This is a genomic window from Kosakonia sp. H7A (genome assembly GCF_003028445.1).
In the GTDB taxonomy this organism is placed as follows: Bacteria; Pseudomonadota; Gammaproteobacteria; order Enterobacterales; family Enterobacteriaceae; genus Kosakonia; species Kosakonia radicincitans.
Genome location: NZ_PYTZ01000001.1, coordinates 1,071,200 through 1,094,031 on the forward strand (window position 1 = coordinate 1,071,200; position 22,832 = coordinate 1,094,031).

A 22,832-nucleotide genomic window follows, 5' to 3' on the forward strand; every position below is an offset into this window, starting at 1 on the left:
GCAGTGTGTCAGGAGTAGGTTAAGCAAACATTAAGATGCGACAATAAACAGTTCACGTAGCTGGTGCAATTGATCGCGTACCTGCGCCGCCTCTTCGAATTCCAGATTCTGCGCATGCTGCATCATCAGCCCTTCCAGCTCGTGGATTTTCTGTTGCAGCGCTTTCGGCGTCAGCGCCAGTTCTGCCGCTTCCACCTGCGCCGGGGTGCGGGTTTTGCCACGCCCTTTCGCACGCGTTTTCGCCAGCCCTTCGCCCATCGCCAGAATATCCACCACCTTCTTGTTCAGGCCCTGCGGCGTTATGCCGTGCTCAACGTTATAAGCGTGCTGTTTTTCGCGGCGGCGTTCGGTTTCACCGATTGCTTTCGCCATCGATGGCGTGATCTTATCGCCGTACAGAATCGCTTTCCCGTTGATGTTACGCGCTGCGCGGCCAATGGTCTGAATCAGTGAACGCTCCGAACGCAGGAAGCCCTCTTTGTCCGCATCCAGAATCGCCACCAGCGACACTTCCGGCATATCCAGCCCTTCGCGCAGCAGGTTGATGCCCACCAGCACATCAAACTCGCCGAGACGCAGGTCGCGGATAATTTCCATACGTTCAACCGTATCAATATCAGAGTGCAGATAACGCACCCGTTCACCGTGCTCTTCCAGATATTCGGTGAGATCTTCCGCCATACGCTTGGTCAATGTCGTCACCAGCACGCGCTCATTAATGGCCGCGCGGATGCGGATTTCCGACAGCAGATCGTCAACCTGCGTAGCGACCGGGCGCACTTCGATGATGGGATCCAGCAAACCTGTCGGACGTACCACCTGGTCAATCACTTCATCGCCGGATTTCTCCAGCTCGTAATTGCCCGGCGTCGCCGAAACATAGATAGACTGCGGCGCCAGCGCTTCAAACTCTTCAAATTTCAGCGGACGGTTGTCCAGCGCCGACGGCAGACGGAAACCGTACTCCACCAGTGTCTCTTTACGCGCCCGGTCGCCACGGAACATCCCGCCGATTTGCGGGATGGTGACGTGGGATTCGTCGATCACTAACAGGCCATCGGCTGGCAGGTAATCAAACAGCGTTGGCGGCGGCTCGCCAGGGCCGCGCCCGGAGAGATAGCGCGAGTAGTTTTCGATGCCGGAGCAGTAGCCCAGCTCGTTCATCATCTCCAGATCGAACTGCGTGCGCTGGCTGAGACGCTGCTCTTCCAGCAGCTTATTGTTCGCCAGCAGCGTTTTACGCCGTTCTGCCAGCTCATCTTTAATCTCTTCCATCGCCTGCACGATACGCTCGCGCGGCGTCACGTAGTGCGTTTTCGGGTAAATGGTAAAGCGCTGAACCGTCGATTCCACATGCCCGGTGAGCGGGTCAAACAGCGACAGACGCTCTACTTCTTCGTCGAACAACTCGACGCGCAGCGCCAGGTCATCCGATTCCGCCGGGAAGATATCAATCACTTCCCCACGCACGCGAAACGTCCCGCGCTGGAAGGCCTGATCGTTGCGGGTGTACTGAAGTTCTGCCAGACGACGCAGAATCGAACGCTGGTCGATAATCATGCCGTTGGTCAGATGGAGCATCATCTTCAGGTAGAGATCCGGATCGCCCAGACCATAGATGGCCGAAACGGACGCCACGACCACCACATCACGGCGTTCCAGCAGCGCCTTCGTTGCTGACAGGCGCATCTGCTCGATATGCTCGTTCACCGAGGCATCTTTTTCGATAAAGGTGTCTGAGCTGGGCACATAGGCTTCCGGCTGGTAGTAGTCATAGTAGGAGACGAAATACTCCACCGCGTTTTCCGGGAAGAACTCCTTCATTTCGCCATACAACTGCGCCGCCAGCGTTTTGTTCGGCGCCAGCACCATCGTAGGGCGTTGCAGATCGGCAATGACATTGGCGATGGTAAAGGTCTTACCCGAGCCGGTAACCCCCAGCAGCGTCTGGTGCGCGAGGCCGTCTTCCAGACCTTCCTTAAGCCGACGAATCGCCTCAGGCTGGTCGCCGGAGGGACGAAAAGCAGAATTCAGTTTGAACGGTTTACTCATGAACGGCTACCTGGTGAAGGAATGAGCGAGCAGGTAACATATTTTACTCACCCTGTTCACTTTTGCCAATAAATAATACTGGATGAAAAAACAGTAGCAGGTTAGCTGATTTGGTCTACCCGCAATAAAGAAATGCGTTTTCGCGTTAAATTTCCCCCCCGACAAGATAAAACACCACACCCGCAGGGTTATCCCCAGGAATCTTCACTTTTTAACAATTGTCAAGCCGCACCTTGAAAGTTTTGTGGCAGCCAGTGACACTTTTCTTACAACCATTGATTTTATATAACCAATTGATAAATAAAAATTAATTCAAAAAGCCGGGTTTCGCACCAATTCAGACGGAAGCCGCGTCCGCTCTCGCTTGCCGCACGTTTTCTAACTCTAATACACAAGGTTATCCACAGGAATAGTGGATAACTGCCGCCAGCCCGTATACCTCGCCAGCCGACAAATTCCCAACAAGACCCAACAACTCTTCGTTAAAAAATTTTTATCATTTCTTTTTGCTCATTATCAGCTAAACAAAGACGTCATCCTCATGAGAGACCAATCACAAATTGTCGCTTTGCTGCACCACAACCCAACACTGGTAGCACTGGCAAAGTGCAGGATATTTACCTGCGTTCTCTCTTTCCCGCGTGTTAAACGGCAGTTTTATCATCCGCATCCGAAAAAAAAGCCTTTTTTCGCTTCTGGCAAGCCTTTTGCAATACGGAATGGTCACCAGAGCCGTAAGAAGGAGCGGACAATGTTGAGCTTACGCGCAGTAAACCAGTACTACGGTAATCAGCATACGTTATGGAATGTTGATCTTGATTTAACCCCGGGCGTATGTAATTCGATCATCGGCATGCCAGGAATGGGGAAAACAACACTCATAAATTGCATTTCCGGTTATTTACCCATTGAGAGCGGCAGCATGATTTGGCAGGAAGCAGGCGCACCACCGTGCGATCTGCTGAATATTCAGGCAGAGCACCGCAGCGCAATGGGAATTGGCTATGTGCCGCAGGACCGGCGCATCTTTTCGCAATTGACCGTGGAGGAGAACCTGCATATTGCCATGCGTGCAGTCGGCGAGCCGGGAAGCGTCATGGGGCGCGATATTTACGACCTGTTCCCTGAGCTGTATACGCTGCGTCCGGTACGTGGCGCAGAGCTGTCAGAGGATAACCAGCAACAACTGGCGATGGCGCGGGCGCTGGTCACCCGCCCGCGATTGCTCCTGCTTGATGAGCCGACGCGCGGGCTGGGCCAGGCGTTTATCCATAAACTGGGTAACCTGATCGTACGGCTGAACCAGGAATTCGGCATGACCATTTTACTGGCCGAGCAGCATCTCTCATTCATTCGCCGGGTAGCCGACCGTTTTTGTCTGTTGCACCGGGGACGCAACGTCGCGCAGGGAGATGTCAGACAACTGGATGATCAGATGCTGTCACACTGGATGACACGGGAGTCAGTACGCTGAGATCGAGAAAATGGCCTGTTTTTTCTTTTTCGGGCGCGTGTGCAAACCAGGGGATTTCACCAATCAGTGGAGCCTGCATCACGCGCCGCAGCGTCGCCATATACTCCCGGTGACGCGCGCCTGGCGCCACCACATCGTTAGCAATCCAGCCCGCCAGCCTTAATCCTGCCTGGCGAACCGCTTGCGCTGTCAGCATGGCGTGGTTGATACAGCCCAATTTCACGCCCACCACCAGAATCACCGGCAACTGCTCCTGAATAACCCAGTCGGCATAGGTGAACGTTTCTGAAAGCGGCGTAAACCAGCCGCCCGCCCCTTCCACCAGCAGCCACTCTGCTTGCGTTTCCAGCGTGCGTAACCCGGCAGACATCACAGCGGCGTCAATCGGTTCGCCCAGTTCGGCGCTGACAATATGCGGCGAGGTCGGTTCCGCGAAGGTGTAAGGGTTCACGGTTTTATAATCCAGCGGCAAACTACTATGCTGCTGCAACGCCAGCGCGTCGCTATTACGCAGCCCCTGCGCCGTCATTTCACTACCAGATGCAACCGGTTTATACCCTGCACTGCGCAAACCGCGCAGGTTTGCCGCCTGTAGCAGTGCGCAACTGGCGACGGTTTTCCCCACTTCAGTATCCGTGCCGGTGACAAAATAGCGTTCAATCACGCGTGATAACTCCCCAAAAAAGATGATACGTCAGGGGACATTTCCCCTGCTGCTGCGGCCAGGCGAGTTGCAGGCGTTGCAGTTTGCCCCGCGTCAGCCCCTGCTGCCTGCCGTCGTGTAAATGTGTCGCGCCAATGCCTTTCAGCGACCGCAGCGCGCGGGCGGCATCATCAAAGTGCAAGGTGATGCTCTCGACACCGCTGCGTAACGACCAGCCCGCTAAAGCCTGTTCGATTGCCGGAAGGGATAAAAAGCGATTGGCATGCGGCTGATCGTCCACCGCCCGCCAGGCTTGATTCAATTCCGGCAACGAAGCTTCCACCAGTGTGGTAAATGCCACAAGACCGCCGGGTTGCGTCACGCGACAGAGTTCGCTGATGGCCTGGCGTAAGTCATCACACCACTGCACGGCGAGGTTGCTCCACACCAGTGAGAACTGTGCATCCACCAGAGGCAGCGCTTCGATATCCCCCAGCAGATAACGAGCAGCGCTTTGCTGTCGACGCGCTTCATCCAGCATAGTGGCCGAGAGATCCAGTGCCGTCACATTACTGCCCAGCCCGCGCCAGTAACGGCTTATGGTGCCAGGGCCGCAACCAGCATCAAGAACGTTTGCCGGGGTGATTTCGCCCAGTTGTTTCAGCAGCAGATCGGCACTTAGCCGCTGCAATGCGTCGTGGTGAGCGTAACTTTGCGCCGCACGGCCAAATGCGGCGGCAACGGCGCGTTTATTCACCGCCATATAACGCCTCCAGCAGACTATCAATATCTTCCGCCAGGTGAGCCGCCGTCAGCGTCAGGCGCAGGCGCGCGGTGCCCGGCGGTACGGTCGGCGGACGAATCGCTGTCACCCAGCAACCCTGCTGACGCAGACGCTCCGCCAGACGCAGGGCGCGCGCGTTATCACCGACGATGAGCGGCTGAATCGCGCTCTCTGAATCTGCCAGCGTCATCGGCAGTTGCGCCGCGCCGTGGCGAAAACGTGCGATCAGCGCCGCCAGCATTGCCCGGCGTTGCTCGCCCTCATCACTGCGGATCACCCGCAATGCCGCGCTGAGCGCCATTGCCTGCGCAGGTGGCATTGCGGTGCTGTAAATCAGATGACGGGCGAATTGCAGCAAATAGTCGGCAACCGTTTCGCTGCACAGCACTGCCGCGCCGCTGACGCCGAAGCCTTTGCCAAAGGTAACAATCAATATCTCAGGTTTTATGCCATGCAGATGGCAACTGCCGCGCCCCTGCTCACCCACCACGCCGGTGCCGTGCGCGTCGTCAACCATCAGCCACGCCTGCGCTTCACGTGCCGCCTGGGCGATTTCCGCCAGCGGCGCGCTGTCGCCATCCATACTGAAAATGCCTTCGGTGACCACCAGTTGCTGGCCGTCAATGGGCTTTGCCAGTAGCGTTCGCATCTGCGCCACACCGTTGTGCGCAAAACGCCGCAACTGCGCCGGACTGTGGCTGGCCGCTTCCAGCAACGACGCGTGGCTCAGCTTGTCGGCGACAATGCGATCCTCTTTACCGGTCAGTGCGGCGATCGTCGCCTGATTGGCGGAAAAGCCAGAGATAAACAGCAGCGCGCGCGGGTATCCCAGCCATTCGGCCAGCTCGCTTTCCAGCGCCTGATGCGCCACGGTGTGGCCGCTGACGTGCCCCGAACCGCCGCTGCCCACGCCATAGCGTTCCGCGCCCTGCTGCCAGGCACGCACCACCGCCGGATGCTGGCTTAAGCCGAGGTAATCATTGCTGGAGAAGTTACAAAAACGCCGCTCACCGACCGTCAGCCAGCGTCCTGCGCCTTGTGCCACCGTCTGTCGCGAGCGCAGGGCATCTGCCGCGCGGCGTTCGCTCAACGCGGCATCAATACGCTGTTGCCAGCTCATAGCGCTGCCGCGTTGTAGAATTGCTCCGTATCGGCGTGCAGCAGTTGCTGCTCAATCTGCTGTTGCTGTTCGTTATCGCCATTCAGCACTTCTGTCTGCTGCGGGTTCAGCCCCAGTTTGCGGAACAGTTGCAGATCTTTATCCTCTTCCGGGTTCGGCGTGGTCAGGAGTTTGCAGCCGTAGAAAATGGAGTTCGCCCCGGCCATAAAACACAGCGCCTGGGTCTGTTCGTTCATTTGTTCGCGACCGGCAGAAAGGCGCACATGGGAAGTGGGCATCATAATGCGGGCAATGGCGATGGTGCGGATAAAATCGAAGGCATCGACATCGTCATTATCGGCCAGCGGCGTGCCTTTGACCTTCACCAGCATGTTAATCGGCACGCTCTCCGGCGGCGTGGGCAGATTCGCCAGTTGCAGCAGCAGACCGGCGCGATCTTTCACCGTTTCCCCCAGCCCGACAATGCCGCCCGAGCAGACTTTGATCCCGGCTTCGCGCACTTTATCCAGCGTGTCGAGGCGCTCCTGGTAGGTGCGGGTGGTGATGATATTGCCGTAAAACTCCGGCGAGGTGTCGAGGTTGTGGTTGTAGTAATCCAGCCCGGCGCTGGCAAGGCGCTGCGCCTGGTTTTCATTCAGCGTGCCAAGCGTCATACAGGCTTCCATCCCCATCGCTTTGACCCCTTCAACCATTTTTTCAAGGTACGGCATGTCGCGATCGTGCGGATTTTTCCAGGCTGCGCCCATACAAAAACGCGTTGATCCGGCGAGTTTCGCCTGTCGCGCCGATTCCAGCACCTGCTCCACTTCCATCAGCCGCTCGGATTCCAGCCCGGTTTTGTAGCGCGCGCTCTGCGGGCAATATTTACAATCTTCCGGGCAGGCGCCGGTCTTGATCGACAGCAGCGTACTGACCTGAACCTGGCGCGGATCAAAGTGCTGGCGGTGAACCTGCTGCGCTTCAAACAGCAGTTCAAGGAATGGTTTTTCAAACAGGGCGGTAACTTGCGACATTGTCCAGCGTGCGTGGTGAGCCATCGGGCGTCTCCAAAGGGTGTTGTTAATTTTTGATTCGGTGTAGACTTGTAAACCTAAAACTTTTTAATTTGGTTTACAAGTCGATTATGACCGCAGACGATTTCGCTTTTGACCAGCGCCATATCTGGCACCCGTATACGTCAATGACCTCTCCCCTGCCGGTTTACCCGGTGCAATCCGCGCAAGGCTGCGAGATTCAACTCAGCAGCGGCGAGCGACTGGTTGACGGTATGTCCTCCTGGTGGGCGGCGATTCATGGCTATGGTCATCCGGCGCTGAATGCGGCGATGAAAGCGCAGATTGATGCGGTTTCGCATGTGATGTTCGGCGGCATAACGCATCAACCGGCGATCGACCTCTGTCGCAAGCTGGTCGCGATGACGCCCGAAGCGCTGGAGTGTGTGTTCCTGGCAGATTCCGGCTCGGTGGCCGTGGAAGTGGCGATGAAGATGGCGTTGCAATACTGGCAGGCAAAAGGCGAAGCGCGACAGCGTTTTCTTACCTTCCGCAACGGCTACCACGGCGATACCTTTGGTGCAATGTCGGTCTGCGATCCGGACAACTCCATGCACAGCTTGTGGAAGGGCTATCTGCCGGAGAACCTGTTTGCGCCTGCGCCGCAAAGCCGCTTCGACGGTGAATGGGACGAGCTTGATATGGTGGCGTTTGCCCGGCTGATGGCGGCGCATCGCCATGAGATCGCGGCCGTGATCCTCGAGCCCATCGTGCAGGGCGCGGGCGGCATGCGCATGTATCACCCGGAGTGGCTGAAACGCATACGCAAGATGTGCGATCGTGAAGGCATTTTGCTGATTGCTGACGAAATTGCCACTGGCTTTGGCCGCACAGGCAAACTGTTTGCCTGTGAACATGCGGGCATCGCGCCGGACATTCTGTGCCTCGGCAAAGCGCTGACCGGCGGCACGATGACGCTCTCCGCCACCCTGACCACGCGCCAGGTCGCCGAAACCATCAGCAACGGCGAAGCGGGCTGCTTTATGCACGGCCCGACATTTATGGGCAACCCGCTGGCCTGCGCGGCAGCCGCCGCCAGCCTGACGCTACTTGAGAGCGGCGAATGGCGCAAGCAGGTTGCGACCATTGAAGCCCAGCTCAAAGAAGAACTGGCGCCTGCGGCGCAAGCCGCCACGGTGGCAGACGTTCGCGTGCTCGGCGCAATTGGCGTGGTGGAGACCCGCTCACCGGTAAATATGGCGGCGCTACAGCGTTTCTTCGTTGAACAAGGGGTGTGGATCCGGCCCTTTGGCAAGCTCATCTATCTAATGCCGCCGTATATCATTACGCCAGAGCAGTTGTCGCGACTGACCGGCGCGGTGAATCACGCCGTTGCACGCAGCGATCTGTTCGCATAGGCTACACTTCAGCCTGAACGAACAGAGGAGCCCGTAATGAAGCTTATCAGTCACGATTTACGCGACGGCGAAAAACTGCCGCATCGCCATGTGTTTAACGGCATGGGCTACGATGGCGACAACCTCTCCCCGCATCTGGCATGGGACGATGTCCCTGCCGGAACCAAAAGTTTTGTCGTCACCTGCTATGACCCGGATGCGCCGACCGGCTCCGGCTGGTGGCACTGGATTATCGCCAACCTGCCTGCCGATACGCGCGTTCTGCCGCAGGGCGCCGGTTCCGGCGTCGCTGAATTGCCGGAAGGCGCGATTCAGACGCGCACCGATTTCGGTAAAGCCGGTTACGGTGGCGCTGCGCCGCCGAAAGGCGAAACCCATCGCTACATTTTTACCGTTTACGCCCTCGATGTGGACCATCTGGAGGTGGATGAAAATGCCAGCGGTGCGATGGTCGGTTTTAATGTCCATTTTCATAAACTCGCCAGCGCCAGCATTACGGCGATGTTCAGCTAATTCATGTGCGCGCAACGTAGTGCATCCGGCGACTGGGTGGATTTTCGCCGCGAGCAGGAAACCGGCATTGAGAGCGTCAGCGCCCACTTTACCGGGCACGCCTACGATCCGCACGATCATGATGAAGTGCTGGTGGGCGTGACCCAGCAGGGCGTGCAACGTTTTAACTGCCACCGCGAGTTGCATACCAGCCGCCCCGGCCGCGCGATTTTGATTGAGCCGGGCGCGGTGCATGACGGACATGCGCCGGACGAAAATGGCTTCACCTATGCGATGCTTTACCTGCCGCAACAGTGGGTCACCACCATGCTGCAACAGCGCGGACACAGAGACGTATCGCAAATCGAAGCGGCCTTTCGTAACACCCTGACCGATGACAACATGCTGATCCACGCCATTCAGCAGGCATTTTTTGCCATTCATCATCATGAAGGCCGTCTCGCCCGCGATCAGAGTCTGGATCATCTCATGAAGCTGCTCACCCGCCATATTGATGGCAAAACCGCCCTGCCGCCGGATGAAACCGTGCTGCGTATGCAGCAGGTGAAAGAGATGCTGCATGACCACATGGCGGACGATATCGGGCTGGACGCGCTTTCGGCGCACTGCGGTATTGACCGTTTTCGCCTGAGCAGACAATTTCAGAAAGCCTTTGGCCAGACGCCGCACGCGTATCTGGTGCGCCTGCGCTTGCGCACTGCCAGAGCCTTGCTGGCGCACGGGCTGGAGCCAGCGCAGGTGGCGGCGCAGGTGGGTTTTGCCGATCAAAGCCACCTTGGCCGATGGTTCCAGCGCGCGTATCGCCTCTCTCCCGCCACCTTCCAGCGCCAGTGCACAAACGTTCTATCCCGCTGAATGCGCTTCTCCGAAGATGGGCTTTTTACGACAGACGGAGAAGAAAAACGCATGTTTGATACCAAAGTTGCCCTTGTGGTACGTGACGATCTGGAAAGCTGGCAACGGTTGAATGTGGTGGCGTTTCTCGCCACCGGCGTGGTCTCTGCCGCGCCGGAAGTACTGGGTGAACCCTATGTGGATGCCGCCGGGCGCCGCTACGAGCGCATTGCCGGGCAGCCGATGCTGATTTTCGCCGGTACGCTGGCCGATTTGCAGCGTACCCACCGCAAAGGGCTGGAGCGGGACGTGACGGTTGTGCCATATGTGGAAGCGATGTTCTCTACCGGCAATGATGACGCTAACCGCGCCGTGTTTCAGCAGGAAGATGCGGATGCGATGAACCTGGTCGGCATTGCCCTGCGCGGGCCGAAAAAAGCCGTCGATAAAGTAATCAAAGGTCTCGCCCTGCATCCTTAATTTCCCTTCCCGCCGACGTCTTTGTGCGGCGGGAATTTCCCCATCCGCCAAATAGCGGTCACTTTCGCTCACTTACCGCTGACTTTTTTCGATTTTGGCTTCCCGTTTCGCTCAACTTAGTATAAAAAAGCAGGCTTTGACGTAACCCTTTCAACTTTGCATAGTCTGGAGCACGCTTTGAACACATCATCGGTTTCCCGTCTGGCGCTGGCGCTCGCTTTTGGCGTGACACTGACCGCCTGTAGCTCAACCCCACCGGCTGAACGTCCCTCTGAACAGAAAGCACCGGGCACGACCTCGCGCCCAATCCTCAGCGCGGGCGAAGCGAAAAATTTCGTGGCGGATCGCTACTTCACCTCGCTGACGCCGGACGGCGCGGTATGGAAACCGGTGTCGATTCGTCTGCCGGAAAAAGCGGACTTCGTGGTTGGCCCGGCTGGTACTCCAGGCGTAACGCATACCACTATTCAGGCTGCGGTAGACGCGGCAATCAACAAGCATGCCAGCGATCGTCAATATATCGCAGTGATGCCGGGCGAGTATGAAGGCACGGTGTATGTGCCTGCAGCTTCCGGCAGCGTGACCATTTACGGTACCGGCGAGAAAGCGCTGGACGTAAAAATCGGTATGGCGATTGACTCTGAAATCGACCCGAACAGCTGGCGTCGTCTGGTCAATCCATCAGGCAAATATATGCCGGGTAAACCTGCCTGGTACATGTTCGATAACTGCCAGAGCAAACGCGCTGCAACGGTCGGTGTAATGTGTTCTGCGGTTTTCTGGTCACAGAATAACGGCCTGCAATTGCAGAACCTGACCATTGAGAACACGCTGGGCGACAGTGTTGATGCGGGCAACCACCAGGCGGTAGCGCTGCGCAGCGACGGCGATAAAGTGCAGATCAACAACGTCAACATTCTGGGTCGCCAGAATACCTTCTTTGTCACCAACAGCAGCGTGGACAACACCCTGCGTAGCGATCGCCAGACCCGTACGCTGGTGACCAACAGCTACCTCGAAGGGGATGTGGACATCGTTTCTGGTCGCGGCGCGGTGGTGTTTGATAACACCGATTTCCGCGTAGTGAACTCCCGCACGCAGAAAGAAGGCTACGTCTTTGCCCCGGCGACGCTCTCTAACCTGTACTACGGCTTCCTCGCCGTGAACAGCCGCTTTACCGGCAACGGCGTGGCGCAGCTCGGCCGTTCACTGGATGTTGATGGCAACACCAACGGTCAGGTCGTTATCCGCGACAGCGTGATTAATGAAGGCTTTAACGTCGCTAAACCGTGGGCTGATGCTGCGGTTTCTGGCCGTGCATACGCAGGCAATGTCGGTGCGGTGGATGATAAAGGCAATGTACAGCGCGAGCTGAACAACCCGCAGTTCAACCGCATGTGGGAGTTTAACAACCGCGGCGTGGGCAGCCAGGTTGTCGCTGAGCCGAAAAAGTAATTCAGCAGTAATAAAAAACCTCGCCACGGCGAGGTTTTTTTATGGCTGACGTTCGGTATCAGAAGGCGTTAACTACCACCCACATCGGCCCCTGGCCTACCGCATAGCGCGCTTTCTCGATCAGCAACCCCTGCTCGCCGGTGATTTCATACAGCGCGATGTGATGCGATTTCTGCCCGGCCGCGATCAGATACTTACCGCTTTTATCGATGTTGAAACCGCGCGGTTGTGTTTCCGTCGGCTGGAAACCTTCCAGCGACAGCACGCTGCCATCTTCCGAGACACTGAAAACCGTCAGCAGGCTGGCGGTACGATCGCAGGTATAGAGATGGCGACCATCCGGCGTGATATGAATATCTGCTGCCCAGCGGGTATCGGTAAAATCTGGCGGCATGATATCCAGCGTCTGTACGCACTCGATTTTGCCGTGCACATCGCTCAACTGCCAGACATCAACGGAGCTGTTCAGCTCATTCACGCAATAGCCGAAACGCGCGTTCGGATGGAACACCATATGGCGCGGACCTGCGCCTTCCACGGTGGTCACTTCTGCCGGGTTTTGCGCCGTCAGATTGCCGTCATCCGCCAGCGTGAACAGGCAGATGCGATCCTGCTTCAGCGCCGGAACCCACAACGTACGGTTGTCCGGAGAGATGTTCGCCGAGTGGCACCCTTCCAGCCCTTCCACCACATCCACGATCTCCGTCGGAATTCCGTCTTCCAGGCGCGTCACGCTGACGCTGCCTGCATTGTAAGAGGCGCTGAACAGGAAGCGGCCGCTGTGATCGGTGGAAATATGCGTCGGGCTGCCCGGCAACGGCGCTTCCGCCGTAAACGTCAGCGCACCGTCGTCAGGGGCGATACGGTAAGCGATAACGCGAAATTCAGGGCGAACGCCCACGTAGAGGTAACGTTTATCCGGGCTGACCACCATCGGCTGAACCTGACCCGGCACATCAACGACCTGAACCAGCGTCAGGGTGCCTTCAGAATTCAAACGCCAGACATGGATTTGCTGACTTTCCGGACTGGCGGTATAAACGGTTTGTTTCATGAACACTCCTTTCCTCTAATTCTTATTTGCGTTAAGTAACCAGGATAGCCTTTTTTCTGGCTTGATGCTGATTTTCTGCGCCAGATTTTGCGCATCCGGCGACGCGGTGTACCATGCCCGGACGCAAAAATTTCAACATCGACCACGGAATACGTTATGACTTCGCGAGTTATTGCTCTGGATTTAGACGGTACGCTACTGACACCGAAAAAAACGCTTCTGCCCTCATCTATTGAAGCGTTGACCCGCGCAAAAGCGGCAGGACATCAACTCCTCATCGTCACCGGTCGGCATCATGTTGCCATCCACCCTTTTTATCAGGCACTGGCGCTGGATACACCTGCAATTTGTTGTAATGGCACTTATTTGTATGATTATCATGCAAAAAAAGTACTCTCTGCCGATCCACTGCCGGTGCCGCAAGCGCAACAACTGATTACTCAGCTTAACGAGCATAACATTCATGGTCTGATGTATGTCGATAACGCCATGCTGTACGAGAAACCCACCGGCCATGTGCTGCGCACCAACAACTGGGCGCAATCGCTGCCGCCAGAGCAACGCCCAGTTTTCCAGCAGGTAGCATCGCTGAACACTGCGGCGCAGGAAGTGCAAGCCATCTGGAAGTTCGCGCTCACCGATGAAGATACGCAAAAGCTGAAGGATTTCGCCCACCATATCGAGCAGACGCTGGGGCTGGAATGTGAATGGTCGTGGCACGATCAGGTCGATATCGCCCGCGCCGGAAACAGCAAAGGTAAACGCCTGGCTGAATGGGTGGCATCACAAGGTTTGTCGATGCAGAACGTAGTGGCGTTTGGCGATAATTATAACGATATCAGCATGCTGGAAGCGGCAGGCGTGGGTGTGGCGATGGGAAATGCCGACGATGCAGTCAAAGCGCACGCCGATGTGGTGATTGGCGACAATACCGTCGACAGCATTGCCAGCTTTATCTACAAAGAGCTGCTGTGATCGACCCGTTACCGTCCGGGCTGTTGAAAATGTGCTTCGGCCTGACAGCTCAGCGCATTGTCTTGCAAGCGATCAGGGAAGTTTCGTCCCGGGATGAATGGCGACAGTGAACCCCTGATTGCGCCAGTGCGTCAGTTGCTGCAACTGACTGCGCGTCAGCGGTTTTCCTGTCCAGACGAAAAGCTGCTGGCCGGGGAAGAACTCCGGGTGTGGGGAATCGAGCGGCTCGGCAAGCACATGAATGCGCCAGCCCTGCTGAGAAAGCCGCCAGGCTTCCAGCCACAAACGGGTACGATCGTGATTGTCCCAGGCCACCAGCAGCGCCTCTTTCGCCGCCTGCGAACGCGCCTGCGCGATAGCCGCGGCGGCATATTCAATCAGCACGCCATCCAGCAAACTGAGCATAACGCGCGCGGTATTGGGATCGAGGCTCATGCGCTGCCTGACCGGCATGATAATATCCTCAATAAACTGCTCTGCGGAGTATTGCTGCGCCAGCGTGGTCAGCATCGCCTGCAAACGGGCAGGATTGACCTGCCGTAGCGTGGACATCATCTCTTCCTGAACCGATGTCCATCCGGCCTGGCCTGCCAGCTTGTTCTCATCGAGCAACGCTTTCACTTTACTGACGGACACACCGCTCTCGATCCAGCGTTTGATCTCTTCAATACGCTGAATGTCGGACTCATCAAATTGACGGTGCCCGCCTTCGCTGCGCTGTGGCCTTAACAAACCATAACGACGTTGCCATGCACGCAGTGTGACCGGGTTAATGCCGCATCGCTCGGCAACCTCGCCAATGCTGTAAAATGCCATGGACTTCCTCTACTGGTAACGCCGGTTTACTCGGTTGCAAGACTAATTAACTCTGCCAGCTTGTACAAATACTTTTGTACAACTTTATGATGGTAGATCTTCTCTTTTCTCAGGCCAGGCCACTGCCGGGATCCCCGACAGCGAAGGCGGCGCGAACAAATAGCCCTGGAAATGGGTAATGCCCGCTGACTCCAGCCACATCCACTCTTCTGCGGTTTCGATGCCAACGGCGGTAACGGCAATTTCAAGCGCGGTACAACAGCGGATAATCGCCTGAACAATGGCCTGCCGTGAGCCGCTTTTGTGTACGTCCTGAATCAACGCGCGGTTGATTTTGATCCGGTCCGGCTGAAACTGCGCCAGCAGCAGCAATCCGGCAAACCCGGCGCCAAAGTGCTCAATCGCCACGCGGATGCCCGCGCCTTTTAATAGCTTCACCGCCTGAGTAAATTCGTCCAGGTGCGAAAGAATTTCACTTTCTGTAAATTCAACGACAATCTGCTCCGGCACCAGTCCGTTGGCGCGAATTTCCTGCAGGAAAAACTCCACCGCATTGGGGACCTTTACCAGCGTCATTGGCAGGAGATTCACCGAGAGAGTTTGCGCGCCCAGGCGCAAGGCGGCCGCCAGCGCAAACGCCACTTTCTTACTGCGTAAATCTGCCGCATAGATATCTTCTCCCGCAAGGCCATCAAACCAGGCCTGCGGCGAGCCGCCTTCCGGCGTTCGCAGCAGCGCTTCCAGCGACACGATTTGCCGGGCAAACGGATCGACTACCGGCTGGAATGCAAAACGGCATTCGGCAAGGCTGTCGAGCGCCATTGCCGGCAGCGCAACCGCCTGTTCATCCTCAATGAATTCCCACGTATCGCCCGGCGGGATCTCAAAGTAGTTCTCTTTTTCACTGTCCTCGACAAAGGTCTGGAAAAATTGCAGCGCGCGATCGCCGTAGATCAGCTGATAACGTGAAGTGCCTCTGTCGAATACCGCCTGCAACACCGCTTCCCGGCGATGATCGCGTAAATCAAACAGCTCCATTCCGGTCTTACCGAACCGACGCGCAGGAGCATAATCACGCAGTAACTCAACCAGATTGTAATGACGGTTGTCTGCACAAATATCCTGATAGATGGCGGCGACGCCCTCTTCAGGCCCCTCCAGTAACTGGAAAAAATGAGTGCCGTTAAACAACAAAATCCCCGTAACGCCTGCCTGACCATTCTTGATATTCGCGGCGACGACCATCTCTTTAAGCACTTCATAAGAGACATGTTCATGCAAATGGCTACGGTAAATGATGGTGGTGAGCATAAAGGCTCCGGGGCGAAATGAAAGAACAGCAACCTTAGCAGATGCTTTCAGGGGCGTCTTGCATTGATTTTCCTTGGTTTATCGCCGGATGGGATAATGGATCAATATCAGACTTATCCGAGGACAGGTTGTACAACGTCTGTTTTTTCCTGAATTTTCAGAAATTTATTAACGCAATAAAACAACGAATTAGTGAGTGTTTCTATAGGACGCTAATAATTTTGTACAATTTTAATATACATTTTTGCCATGTTTGTATAACTTTAATTGTACTTATTTAACTGACAATTTCCTGAGGAGTGACAAATGCAACAGAACGGTTATCTTCCGAACACAGCAGCTGCCGTTACCCGTTATTTCAACAAAGCGACGCTACCGACCCAACAAGTGACACTCGGGAAAATTGCGGTAGAAATCCTCAGTGAAGGGCGTAATCTCAATCGTAAAGCCATTTGTACCAAACTGCTCAGCCGCCTCGAACAGGCATCCAGCTCGGAGGAGGAGAGCCACTATCATGCGTTGATTGGTATGCTGTTTGACCGCTAAGGCTCTGCTTAAACAGCAAAAATTATCTGGTATTTGAGTCAATTCTCGCGGGTCACGTAGCATTCTGCGAATGTTTCCACGGGAGAATGGGCTTCAGGCCGTCCTTGCAGATCCGCAATGGGCGGCAACCCGAGATGCAGTTATGAACAGTAGTGAAATTGAGCAACTAACCGATGAACTTATTGGCGTGGCGGTTCTGTCACTCCTTAAGGACAATTCGCCCATTAGCACTCAGGCACTGATTAACCGGCTGAGATCAATGGAGCGAAACGAAACCGATATTGAGCGGCGTAGCATGCTGGGGCGTATTATTGCCGAAATCATCAGCAATAACATTTCCTCGTTACGCTCCGCCACGGGTAGTGAAGCATTCTGGGACAAGGAAAACAGAAGTAACGTTTTCCCTCTGTTTGGCGAAAAATCGCCAGGCAACAACAAAAAACACTGAGGCCGCTCAGTCATGTTCAATCACAACAGGATCCACCCGATGAGCCAGGCTATGCAAGACCCATCATATGGTTACGAAAATCTGCCCGATGCTTCTCTTGCTGAATACTTCCGCAGCGGCGGCAATTTGTTATCAGAGGAATCGGCAATACTCGGTGCCGCCATTCGTCGTATTTCTGCCGCAGAGCAAAGGATCACGCACAAGGCGCTGATTCTTGAATTGATTAAGATGATCGAAACAACAAAAGACGTGGTCACAAGCGATGTTATCCGCAATACGCTGGAGATCGTTGTCCACCACACCACGGATGATCTCTGAGGCTCATCACCGCCAGCCACTTTCGCCACGACGGGGAGCTCTGCTCCCCTTCTTTATGTTACGCACTCAGGCGGTTATCGACACGCTCTTGATTTGCGCATACAGCCACTGACCCGCTTTCACGCCCAGTTCATCTCTCGCCCAGGGGCTGATGCGCGCCCACAACGTGCGGCTACCCACCTCCAGTTGAACTTCTACCTGCCCATCAACATCGAAACACTGCGCCACTTTGGCACGCAAAATATTACGGATACTGGTATTCATCGGCGGTTGCAGCACCAGAGAAACATCCGTCGCCTGTACGCGAATGCGCAGCGTACTTTGCAGCGGGCGATCAATTTTGTTCACCCAGATATGCTGATCGCCAAGCGCCAGTGCGGTCATGGCGTAGTGCGGATGGTGTTCCAGCACCACCACTTTTAGTACGCTGCTTTGCTGCTCGGGCGGCAACCACGGGTTCATCACGCGGCTCCCCCAGACATCCTCCAGTCTGCCGAACGCTTTCACTTCACCCGCTTCCAGTACCATCACGTTATCGGCGAGATGCAGGATCTCATCCAGCGAGTGGCTGACATACAGCATCGGAATGTTGATCTCCTGCGCCAGCCGCTGCAAATAGGGTAACAACTCCCGTTTACGCGGAATATCCAGCGATGCCAGCGGCTCATCCAGCAACATCAGTTCCGGCGCGGTTAATAACGCGCGGCCAATGGCGACGCGCTGTTTTTCGCCGCCGGAAAGCGTACCCGGAAGCCGCTCCAGTAAAGGCTCAATGCCCAGCAGCGCCACCAGCTTGTCGAATTGCCCGGCCATGGATTTCGCCATGCCGTAACGCAGGTTACCGAGCACTTTATAGTGCGGGAACAGGCGCGCATCCTGAAAAACGTAGCCAACACGACGTTTTTCCGGCGGCAGGCAAATTTTGCGCGAGGTATCGAGCAGCACGCGATTGTTCAGGATGATGCGCCCCTCTTGCGGGTGCGTCAGGCCGCCGATCGCGTTAATCAGCGAGGTTTTCCCTGCGCCGGAAACACCAAAAATCGCCGTAATTCCGCTGGCAGGCAGCGATTCGGCGACACGCAGTTGATGTGTACCCAGCGTCTGGGTGAAATCGAGCTCCAGCATAGGTTATCTCCCTGTCCGTTCACGGCTGATGCGCGCCAGCCATTCCGATACCAGCAACGAGATCAGCGCCAGCACAATCGAGATCACACACAGCCGCGCCGCCGCGCTTTCACCGCCCGGCATCTGGATCAGGGTGTACATCGCCGAGGGAATGGTGCGCGTTTCCCCCGGAATATTGGAGACGAAGGTGATGGTCGCGCCAAACTCGCCGAGCGAGCGGGCGAAGGCCAGCACCGTACCGACAATAATTCCCGGCAACGTCAGCGGCAGCGTGATAGTGACAAAGACGCGCCAGCGCCCTGCGCCAAGCGTGCGTGCTGCCTGTTCGAGCTTTCTGTCCACACCTTCCAGCGCCAGACGGATCGCGCGCACCATCAATGGAAAAGACATTACTGCGGCGGCTAACACCGCGCCGCGCCAGCTAAACGCAAAGGTGATACCAAACCAGTCATACAACCACTGACCGATAAAACCGCGTCTGCCCATCGCCACCAGCAACAAATAACCGACCACCACTGGCGGTAAAACCAGTGGCAGATGCAGTACGCTATCAAGGAGGGCTTTGCCCGGAAATGTGCAACGCACCAGCAGCCAGGCGAAGAAGATCCCAAAGGGCAAACTGAATAATACCGCGAGGGATGAGACTTTCAGGCTCAGCAGTACCGCCTGCCATTCGGGATCCGTCAATATCATTAGTGCGTCGTAAATCCGTAACGTTTGAAAATTTCAGAAGCCTGCGGGCCTTTCAGGTAATCATAAAACGCCGTTACCGTCGCGTTTTTATGCCCGTCGATAATAGCCAGCGGGTATTCCACTTTTTGGTGTGAATCTTCCGGGAAGGTCCCCACCACTTTCACACCTTTGCTGACAACCGCATCAGAACCGTAAACGATGCCCAGCGGCGCTTCTCCACGTTCTACCAGCGCCAGCGCGCCACGTACATCTTCTGCCGGAGCGAGCTTCGATGACAGAGAGTCCCATGCTCCCAGTTTTTGCAGCGCTTCCTTGGCGTAAATCCCTGCCGGAACGTGGTCCGGGTCGCCAACGGCAAGGCGGCCGCCTTTCAGCAGGCTGGCCCAGTTCGTTTTGGCATTAACGCTAATATCGCCCTGAGCGCTGCTTTTCGGTGCCACAACCACCAGGCTGTTGCCCAGCAGGGTTTCACGCGTCGCCGTATCAATGGCTTTTTTCTCGACGGCGTAATCCATCCATTTCTGATCGGCAGAAATAAACAGATCGGCTGGCGCGCCAGCTTCAATCTGCCGCGCCAGCGTTGACGAAGAGGCGAATGAAGAGACTACCTCAACGTTTTTCTCTTTTTTATACGCCGCCGCAATATCCTGCAGCGCATTGGTCAGCGACGCTGCTGCAAAAACGGTAATTTTGCTCTCTTCCGCCAGCGCATGCCCGGCAACAGAAAGCGATAAAGTCGCCCCAGCAAAAAGGCGTAACCATGTACCTGCCATTTGTAGCTCCTCTGAGTATCGTTATATACATTGAAACATAACGATGTTATCAGAGTTTTCATGACGGCAGGTAATACCCATAAAGAATGAGTGACTTCAGTAAATATATCGGCAGGATGTCACAAAATCTTGAACAGTAAAACGCCCACCGAAGTGGGCGTTTTCGAAAGGATCAGCGCTGCTGGCTGGAACGGTCGCGACGACCAACGGCGGAAAAGACGTTAAACACTTCACCCAGGCCATAAATCAGCCCCAGGATGATAGCCATCACCACAGGAACCATGATCACGGCAAAAACCAGGCTTTTCAACAACTCTAACATGATCGACTCCGGATATTGTGAAGCAGGCATTTTAGCCTGATTCCACAGAAAAACACTCGCCTTTTGTGCGATTGCATGAGCCGCTTTGCTATCAATATCAGGGCTCAGGCTAGGCGTAATACCGCTTTTCCTTCACAATACTCTTTTTGCCAGGACATTGCGTAATGCAGGCTGAAATTCTCTTAACCCTCAAACTCCAGGAACGCCTTTTTGCCGATCCGCGCCGTATTTCTTTGCTGAAACAGATTGAACAAACGGGTTCGATTAGCCAGGGCGCAAAGAACGCAGGCATCAGTTACAAAAGCGCCTGGGATGCCATCAATGAAATGAACCAACTGAGCGAACATACGCTGGTTGATCGTGCGACAGGCGGTAAAGGCGGCGGCGGCGCAGTAGTGACCCGTTACGGGCAGCGCCTGATTCAGCTTTACGATCTGCTGGCACAGATTCAGCAGAAGGCGTTTGACGTGCTAAGCGACGACGACGCGCTGCCGCTGAACAGCCTGCTGGCAGCTATTTCCCGCTTTTCCCTGCAAACCAGCGCCCGCAACCAGTGGTTTGGCACCGTAACCGCCCGCGATCACCAACAGGTGCAGCAGCATATTGAAGTGCTGCTGGCCGACGGTGAAACGCGCCTGAAAGTCGCTATCACCGCACAAAGTGGCGAACGGCTTGGTCTTGATGAAGGAAAAGAGGTGCTGGTATTGCTGAAAGCGCCGTGGGTCAATATCACACAGGATGCGCAGCGCGCAGCGCTTGCCGACAACCAGCTTAAAGGGTTTATCAGCCATATTGAGCGTGGCGAACAGCAAAGCGAAGTGCTGATGACATTGCCAGACGGACAGCAGCTCTGCGCCACAGTGCCGACGCATGACGTGGATAATTTGCAGGAACAGCGCGAAGTGACGGCATATTTTAATGCCGATCGCGTCATTCTCGCCACGTTATGCTAATCGCATTGACAAGTGAGTGCATTGCACGTATCCCTGAACTTCATTGCTGCAAAAAACGGGATATATCATGTCATCATTGCAAATTTCGCAAGGTACGTTTCGTCTTAGCGATACACGCACGTTGCACCTTGAGCAGTTGATCCTGCGGGCAGGCGAAAGCTGGGCCTTCGTTGGCGCGAACGGCAGCGGGAAATCCGCGCTGGCCCGTGCGCTTTCCGGCGAACTGACGCTGCTGAATGGTGAGCGTCAGTGTCAGTTTACCCGCCTGACGCGCCTCTCTTTTGAGCAGTTACAAAAACTGGTCAGCGATGAGTGGCAGCGCAACAACACCGATATGCTCAGCCCGGGCGAAGAAGATACCGGGCGCACCACGGCCGACATCATTCAGGATGAGGTCAAAAACCCACAGCGCTGTGAACAGTTGGCGGCGCTGTTCGGCATCACGCATCTGCTGACACGCCGCTTTAAATACCTTTCGACCGGCGAAACGCGCAAAACGCTGCTGTGCCAGGCGCTGATGTCCGAGCCGGAACTGCTGGTTCTGGATGAACCGTTCGACGGGCTGGATGTGAACTCCCGCCAGCAACTGGCGGAACTGCTGGCGCGGCTGAATAGTGAAGGTTACACCGTAGTGCTGGTGCTTAACCGCTTCGATGAAATCCCGGATTTTGTACAGCATGCTGGCGTACTGGTGGATTGCACCCTGACGGAAACCGGTGAAAAATCCGCCCTGCTACAACAGGCGCTGATTGCGCAACTGGCCCACAGTGAAAAGCTGGCCGGGATTGCCCTGCCGGAACCCGATGCGCCCCCGGCCCGAGAAACATTACGCGCGGGCGAGCCGCTGATAGTGCTGAATGATGGCGTCGTTTCTTATAACGACAGGCCGATCATCAACGAGCTTTCCTGGAAGGTAAATCCCGGCGAACACTGGCAGATCGTCGGCCCGAACGGCGCGGGGAAATCGACGCTGTTGAGCCTGATCACCGGCGATCACCCGCAGGGTTACAGCAACGATCTGACGCTGTTTGGCCGCCGTCGCGGCAGCGGTGAAACTATCTGGGATATCAAAAAACACATTGGTTACGTCAGCAGCAGTCTGCATCTTGATTACCGCGTCAGCACCAATGTGCGCAACGTGATCCTCTCCGGCTACTTTGATTCGATTGGCATCTATCAGGCGGTATCAGACAAGCAGCACAAACTGGCGCAGCGCTGGCTGGATATTTTAGGTTTTGACGCCCGCACCGCCGATGCGCCCTTCCACAGCCTTTCATGGGGACAACAGCGGCTGGCGCTGATTGTCCGCGCGCTGGTGAAACATCCGACATTACTGATCCTCGACGAGCCGCTGCAAGGGCTGGATCCGCTAAACCGCCAGCTAATCCGCCGCTTTGTTGACGTATTAATCAGTGAAGGGCAAACCCAATTGCTGTTTGTTTCGCACCATGCCGACGATGCGCCAGCCTGCATTACTCACCGGCTGACCTTCGTGCCGGAAGGCGACAGCTATCGCTACCAACTCGAAACGCACGCCTCCTGATCAGCATCACTCTGGCGAACATCTGGAATATAGTCTTTTATCCTGTGCGCCGATTGCCTGACTGCCATCAATGACTTATAACCTCCTCGGGACGTTGTCCGGCTTTGCCGGCAGCGTCTGCGTTGCTGTAACGCAATGCAGTCATTTTAAGACTATTCATATTCGCCGGATAAGCGCCGCTAAAGCAGGG

At 55.8% G+C, this 22,832-nt stretch carries 24 protein-coding genes; 12 read left to right on the forward strand and 12 right to left on the reverse strand.

Annotated features, from left to right (window positions below):
- Nucleotides 1–30: 30 nt before the first annotated feature.
- Nucleotides 31–2,052: an excinuclease ABC subunit UvrB gene (gene uvrB, locus CWM66_RS04915; protein ID WP_007373960.1), complete on the reverse strand. Its 2,022-nt coding sequence runs from the start codon at nt 2,050–2,052 to the stop codon at nt 31–33.
- A gap of 751 nt (nt 2,053–2,803) precedes the next feature.
- Here uvrB and CWM66_RS04925 point away from each other — a divergent pair.
- The gene (locus CWM66_RS04925; RefSeq protein ID WP_035885939.1) at nt 2,804–3,526 is read left to right on the forward strand and encodes an ABC transporter ATP-binding protein; all 723 of its coding nucleotides are present in this window, start codon (nt 2,804–2,806) and stop codon (nt 3,524–3,526) included.
- Here the strand turns inward: CWM66_RS04925 and bioD are convergent.
- From bioD to bioB, 4 genes are read right to left on the reverse strand one after another with little or no spacing between them, the layout of a single operon-like run.
- On the reverse strand, nt 3,468–4,190 hold the full coding sequence (gene bioD, locus CWM66_RS04930) for a dethiobiotin synthase (RefSeq protein ID WP_035885941.1): 723 nt from the start codon (nt 4,188–4,190) through the stop codon (nt 3,468–3,470). The genes CWM66_RS04925 and bioD overlap by 59 nt on opposite strands.
- Entirely contained in the window at nt 4,183–4,932 is a 750-nt protein-coding gene (gene bioC, locus CWM66_RS04935) for a malonyl-ACP O-methyltransferase BioC (RefSeq protein ID WP_035943226.1), read from the reverse strand. The genes bioD and bioC overlap by 8 nt, the downstream gene beginning before the upstream one ends.
- The gene (gene bioF, locus CWM66_RS04940) at nt 4,919–6,073 is read right to left on the reverse strand and encodes an 8-amino-7-oxononanoate synthase (RefSeq protein ID WP_107146296.1); all 1,155 of its coding nucleotides are present in this window, start codon (nt 6,071–6,073) and stop codon (nt 4,919–4,921) included. The genes bioC and bioF overlap by 14 nt, the downstream gene beginning before the upstream one ends.
- Nucleotides 6,070–7,110 (reverse strand): biotin synthase BioB, encoded by a 1,041-nt coding sequence (bioB, locus tag CWM66_RS04945; RefSeq protein ID WP_035885944.1) that lies wholly within the window; start codon nt 7,108–7,110, stop codon nt 6,070–6,072. Before bioB ends, bioF begins: the two co-directional genes overlap by 4 nt.
- An 86-nt stretch (nt 7,111–7,196) precedes the next feature.
- Between bioB and bioA the strand changes: the two genes are divergently transcribed.
- The 5 genes from bioA to CWM66_RS04970 all read left to right on the forward strand — a co-directional run bounded on the left by bioA (nt 7,197) and on the right by CWM66_RS04970 (nt 11,765).
- A complete protein-coding gene (gene bioA / locus CWM66_RS04950) occupies nt 7,197–8,483 on the forward strand; it encodes an adenosylmethionine--8-amino-7-oxononanoate transaminase (protein ID WP_007373954.1) in 1,287 nt (428 codons plus the stop codon).
- 36 nt (nt 8,484–8,519) lie between these two features.
- Nucleotides 8,520–8,996, forward strand: a complete 477-nt coding sequence (locus tag CWM66_RS04955) for a kinase inhibitor (protein WP_035885946.1) — start codon at nt 8,520–8,522, stop codon at nt 8,994–8,996.
- Between the two features lie 3 nt (nt 8,997–8,999).
- Entirely contained in the window at nt 9,000–9,851 is an 852-nt protein-coding gene (locus CWM66_RS04960; protein WP_107146297.1) for an AraC family transcriptional regulator, read from the forward strand.
- Nucleotides 9,852–9,902: 51 nt separating this feature from the next.
- Nucleotides 9,903–10,310, forward strand: coding sequence for a DUF2000 family protein (locus tag CWM66_RS04965; RefSeq protein ID WP_107146298.1), 408 nt, complete (start codon nt 9,903–9,905; stop codon nt 10,308–10,310).
- A gap of 177 nt (nt 10,311–10,487) precedes the next feature.
- On the forward strand, nt 10,488–11,765 hold the full coding sequence (locus tag CWM66_RS04970; protein WP_035885949.1) for a putative acyl-CoA thioester hydrolase: 1,278 nt from the start codon (nt 10,488–10,490) through the stop codon (nt 11,763–11,765).
- A gap of 58 nt (nt 11,766–11,823) precedes the next feature.
- Here the strand turns inward: CWM66_RS04970 and pgl are convergent, their stop codons facing one another.
- Nucleotides 11,824–12,819 (reverse strand): 6-phosphogluconolactonase, encoded by a 996-nt coding sequence (gene pgl / locus CWM66_RS04975; RefSeq protein ID WP_072438460.1) that lies wholly within the window; start codon nt 12,817–12,819, stop codon nt 11,824–11,826.
- Nucleotides 12,820–12,975: 156 nt separating this feature from the next.
- Here pgl and CWM66_RS04980 point away from each other — a divergent pair, with 156 nt between their 5' ends.
- Nucleotides 12,976–13,794 carry a pyridoxal phosphatase gene (locus CWM66_RS04980; protein WP_079518214.1) on the forward strand — a complete coding sequence of 273 codons (819 nt, stop codon included), beginning with the start codon at nt 12,976–12,978 and terminating at the stop codon, nt 13,792–13,794.
- A 72-nt stretch (nt 13,795–13,866) separates the two neighbouring features.
- Here CWM66_RS04980 and CWM66_RS04985 read toward each other — a convergent pair whose 3' ends face one another.
- Nucleotides 13,867–14,610, reverse strand: a complete 744-nt coding sequence (locus CWM66_RS04985) for a MerR family transcriptional regulator (protein ID WP_007373946.1) — start codon at nt 14,608–14,610, stop codon at nt 13,867–13,869.
- Between the two features lie 84 nt (nt 14,611–14,694).
- The gene (locus tag CWM66_RS04990) at nt 14,695–15,921 is read right to left on the reverse strand and encodes a diguanylate phosphodiesterase (protein ID WP_107146299.1); all 1,227 of its coding nucleotides are present in this window, start codon (nt 15,919–15,921) and stop codon (nt 14,695–14,697) included.
- 306 nt (nt 15,922–16,227) lie between these two features.
- Between CWM66_RS04990 and ycgZ the strand changes: the two genes are divergently transcribed.
- The 3 genes from ycgZ to CWM66_RS05005 all read left to right on the forward strand — a co-directional run bounded on the left by ycgZ (nt 16,228) and on the right by CWM66_RS05005 (nt 17,233).
- Complete coding sequence (gene ycgZ / locus CWM66_RS04995) at nt 16,228–16,467, forward strand: regulatory protein YcgZ (protein WP_107146300.1); 240 nt, start codon at nt 16,228–16,230, stop codon at nt 16,465–16,467.
- Between the two features lie 142 nt (nt 16,468–16,609).
- Complete coding sequence (locus tag CWM66_RS05000) at nt 16,610–16,915, forward strand: hypothetical protein (RefSeq protein ID WP_079518216.1); 306 nt, start codon at nt 16,610–16,612, stop codon at nt 16,913–16,915.
- A 39-nt stretch (nt 16,916–16,954) separates the two neighbouring features.
- Complete coding sequence (locus CWM66_RS05005; protein ID WP_007373942.1) at nt 16,955–17,233, forward strand: biofilm development regulator YmgB/AriR family protein; 279 nt, start codon at nt 16,955–16,957, stop codon at nt 17,231–17,233.
- A 66-nt stretch (nt 17,234–17,299) separates the two neighbouring features.
- Here the strand turns inward: CWM66_RS05005 and modC are convergent, their stop codons facing one another.
- From modC to CWM66_RS05025, 4 genes are all read right to left on the reverse strand, one after another.
- Nucleotides 17,300–18,358 carry a molybdenum ABC transporter ATP-binding protein ModC gene (modC, locus tag CWM66_RS05010; RefSeq protein WP_107146301.1) on the reverse strand — a complete coding sequence of 353 codons (1,059 nt, stop codon included), beginning with the start codon at nt 18,356–18,358 and terminating at the stop codon, nt 17,300–17,302.
- Nucleotides 18,359–18,361: 3 nt separating this feature from the next.
- Complete coding sequence (gene modB, locus CWM66_RS05015; protein WP_071920504.1) at nt 18,362–19,051, reverse strand: molybdate ABC transporter permease subunit; 690 nt, start codon at nt 19,049–19,051, stop codon at nt 18,362–18,364.
- Entirely contained in the window at nt 19,051–19,824 is a 774-nt protein-coding gene (gene modA / locus CWM66_RS05020; RefSeq protein WP_107146302.1) for a molybdate ABC transporter substrate-binding protein, read from the reverse strand. Before modA ends, modB begins: the two co-directional genes overlap by 1 nt.
- A gap of 172 nt (nt 19,825–19,996) precedes the next feature.
- On the reverse strand, nt 19,997–20,146 hold the full coding sequence (locus CWM66_RS05025) for an AcrZ family multidrug efflux pump-associated protein (protein ID WP_035885954.1): 150 nt from the start codon (nt 20,144–20,146) through the stop codon (nt 19,997–19,999).
- A gap of 164 nt (nt 20,147–20,310) precedes the next feature.
- Here CWM66_RS05025 and modE point away from each other — a divergent pair, with 164 nt between their 5' ends.
- Nucleotides 20,311–21,099 carry a molybdenum-dependent transcriptional regulator gene (gene modE / locus CWM66_RS05030; protein WP_072438450.1) on the forward strand — a complete coding sequence of 263 codons (789 nt, stop codon included), beginning with the start codon at nt 20,311–20,313 and terminating at the stop codon, nt 21,097–21,099.
- Between the two features lie 67 nt (nt 21,100–21,166).
- Nucleotides 21,167–22,642 carry a molybdate ABC transporter ATP-binding protein ModF gene (modF, locus tag CWM66_RS05035; protein WP_107146303.1) on the forward strand — a complete coding sequence of 492 codons (1,476 nt, stop codon included), beginning with the start codon at nt 21,167–21,169 and terminating at the stop codon, nt 22,640–22,642.
- The last annotated feature ends 190 nt before the right edge of the window (nt 22,643–22,832 follow it).

Coding starts and splice junctions, on each gene's coding strand:
- uvrB (WP_007373960.1), bottom strand. CDS start 2,052: ATGAGTAAACCGTTCAAACTGAATTCTGCTTTTCGTCCCTCCGGCGAC.
- CWM66_RS04925 (WP_035885939.1), top strand. CDS start 2,804: ATGTTGAGCTTACGCGCAGTAAACCAGTACTACGGTAATCAGCATACG.
- bioC (WP_035943226.1), bottom strand. CDS start 4,932: ATGGCGGTGAATAAACGCGCCGTTGCCGCCGCATTTGGCCGTGCGGCG.
- bioF (WP_107146296.1), bottom strand. CDS start 6,073: ATGAGCTGGCAACAGCGTATTGATGCCGCGTTGAGCGAACGCCGCGCG.
- bioB (WP_035885944.1), bottom strand. CDS start 7,110: ATGGCTCACCACGCACGCTGGACAATGTCGCAAGTTACCGCCCTGTTT.
- bioA (WP_007373954.1), top strand. CDS start 7,197: ATGACCGCAGACGATTTCGCTTTTGACCAGCGCCATATCTGGCACCCG.
- CWM66_RS04955 (WP_035885946.1), top strand. CDS start 8,520: ATGAAGCTTATCAGTCACGATTTACGCGACGGCGAAAAACTGCCGCAT.
- CWM66_RS04960 (WP_107146297.1), top strand. CDS start 9,000: ATGTGCGCGCAACGTAGTGCATCCGGCGACTGGGTGGATTTTCGCCGC.
- CWM66_RS04965 (WP_107146298.1), top strand. CDS start 9,903: ATGTTTGATACCAAAGTTGCCCTTGTGGTACGTGACGATCTGGAAAGC.
- pgl (WP_072438460.1), bottom strand. CDS start 12,819: ATGAAACAAACCGTTTATACCGCCAGTCCGGAAAGTCAGCAAATCCAT.
- CWM66_RS04980 (WP_079518214.1), top strand. CDS start 12,976: ATGACTTCGCGAGTTATTGCTCTGGATTTAGACGGTACGCTACTGACA.
- CWM66_RS04985 (WP_007373946.1), bottom strand. CDS start 14,610: ATGGCATTTTACAGCATTGGCGAGGTTGCCGAGCGATGCGGCATTAAC.
- CWM66_RS04990 (WP_107146299.1), bottom strand. CDS start 15,921: ATGCTCACCACCATCATTTACCGTAGCCATTTGCATGAACATGTCTCT.
- ycgZ (WP_107146300.1), top strand. CDS start 16,228: ATGCAACAGAACGGTTATCTTCCGAACACAGCAGCTGCCGTTACCCGT.
- CWM66_RS05000 (WP_079518216.1), top strand. CDS start 16,610: ATGAACAGTAGTGAAATTGAGCAACTAACCGATGAACTTATTGGCGTG.
- CWM66_RS05005 (WP_007373942.1), top strand. CDS start 16,955: ATGAGCCAGGCTATGCAAGACCCATCATATGGTTACGAAAATCTGCCC.
- modC (WP_107146301.1), bottom strand. CDS start 18,358: ATGCTGGAGCTCGATTTCACCCAGACGCTGGGTACACATCAACTGCGT.
- modB (WP_071920504.1), bottom strand. CDS start 19,051: ATGATATTGACGGATCCCGAATGGCAGGCGGTACTGCTGAGCCTGAAA.
- modA (WP_107146302.1), bottom strand. CDS start 19,824: ATGGCAGGTACATGGTTACGCCTTTTTGCTGGGGCGACTTTATCGCTT.
- CWM66_RS05025 (WP_035885954.1), bottom strand. CDS start 20,146: ATGTTAGAGTTGTTGAAAAGCCTGGTTTTTGCCGTGATCATGGTTCCT.
- modE (WP_072438450.1), top strand. CDS start 20,311: ATGCAGGCTGAAATTCTCTTAACCCTCAAACTCCAGGAACGCCTTTTT.
- modF (WP_107146303.1), top strand. CDS start 21,167: ATGTCATCATTGCAAATTTCGCAAGGTACGTTTCGTCTTAGCGATACA.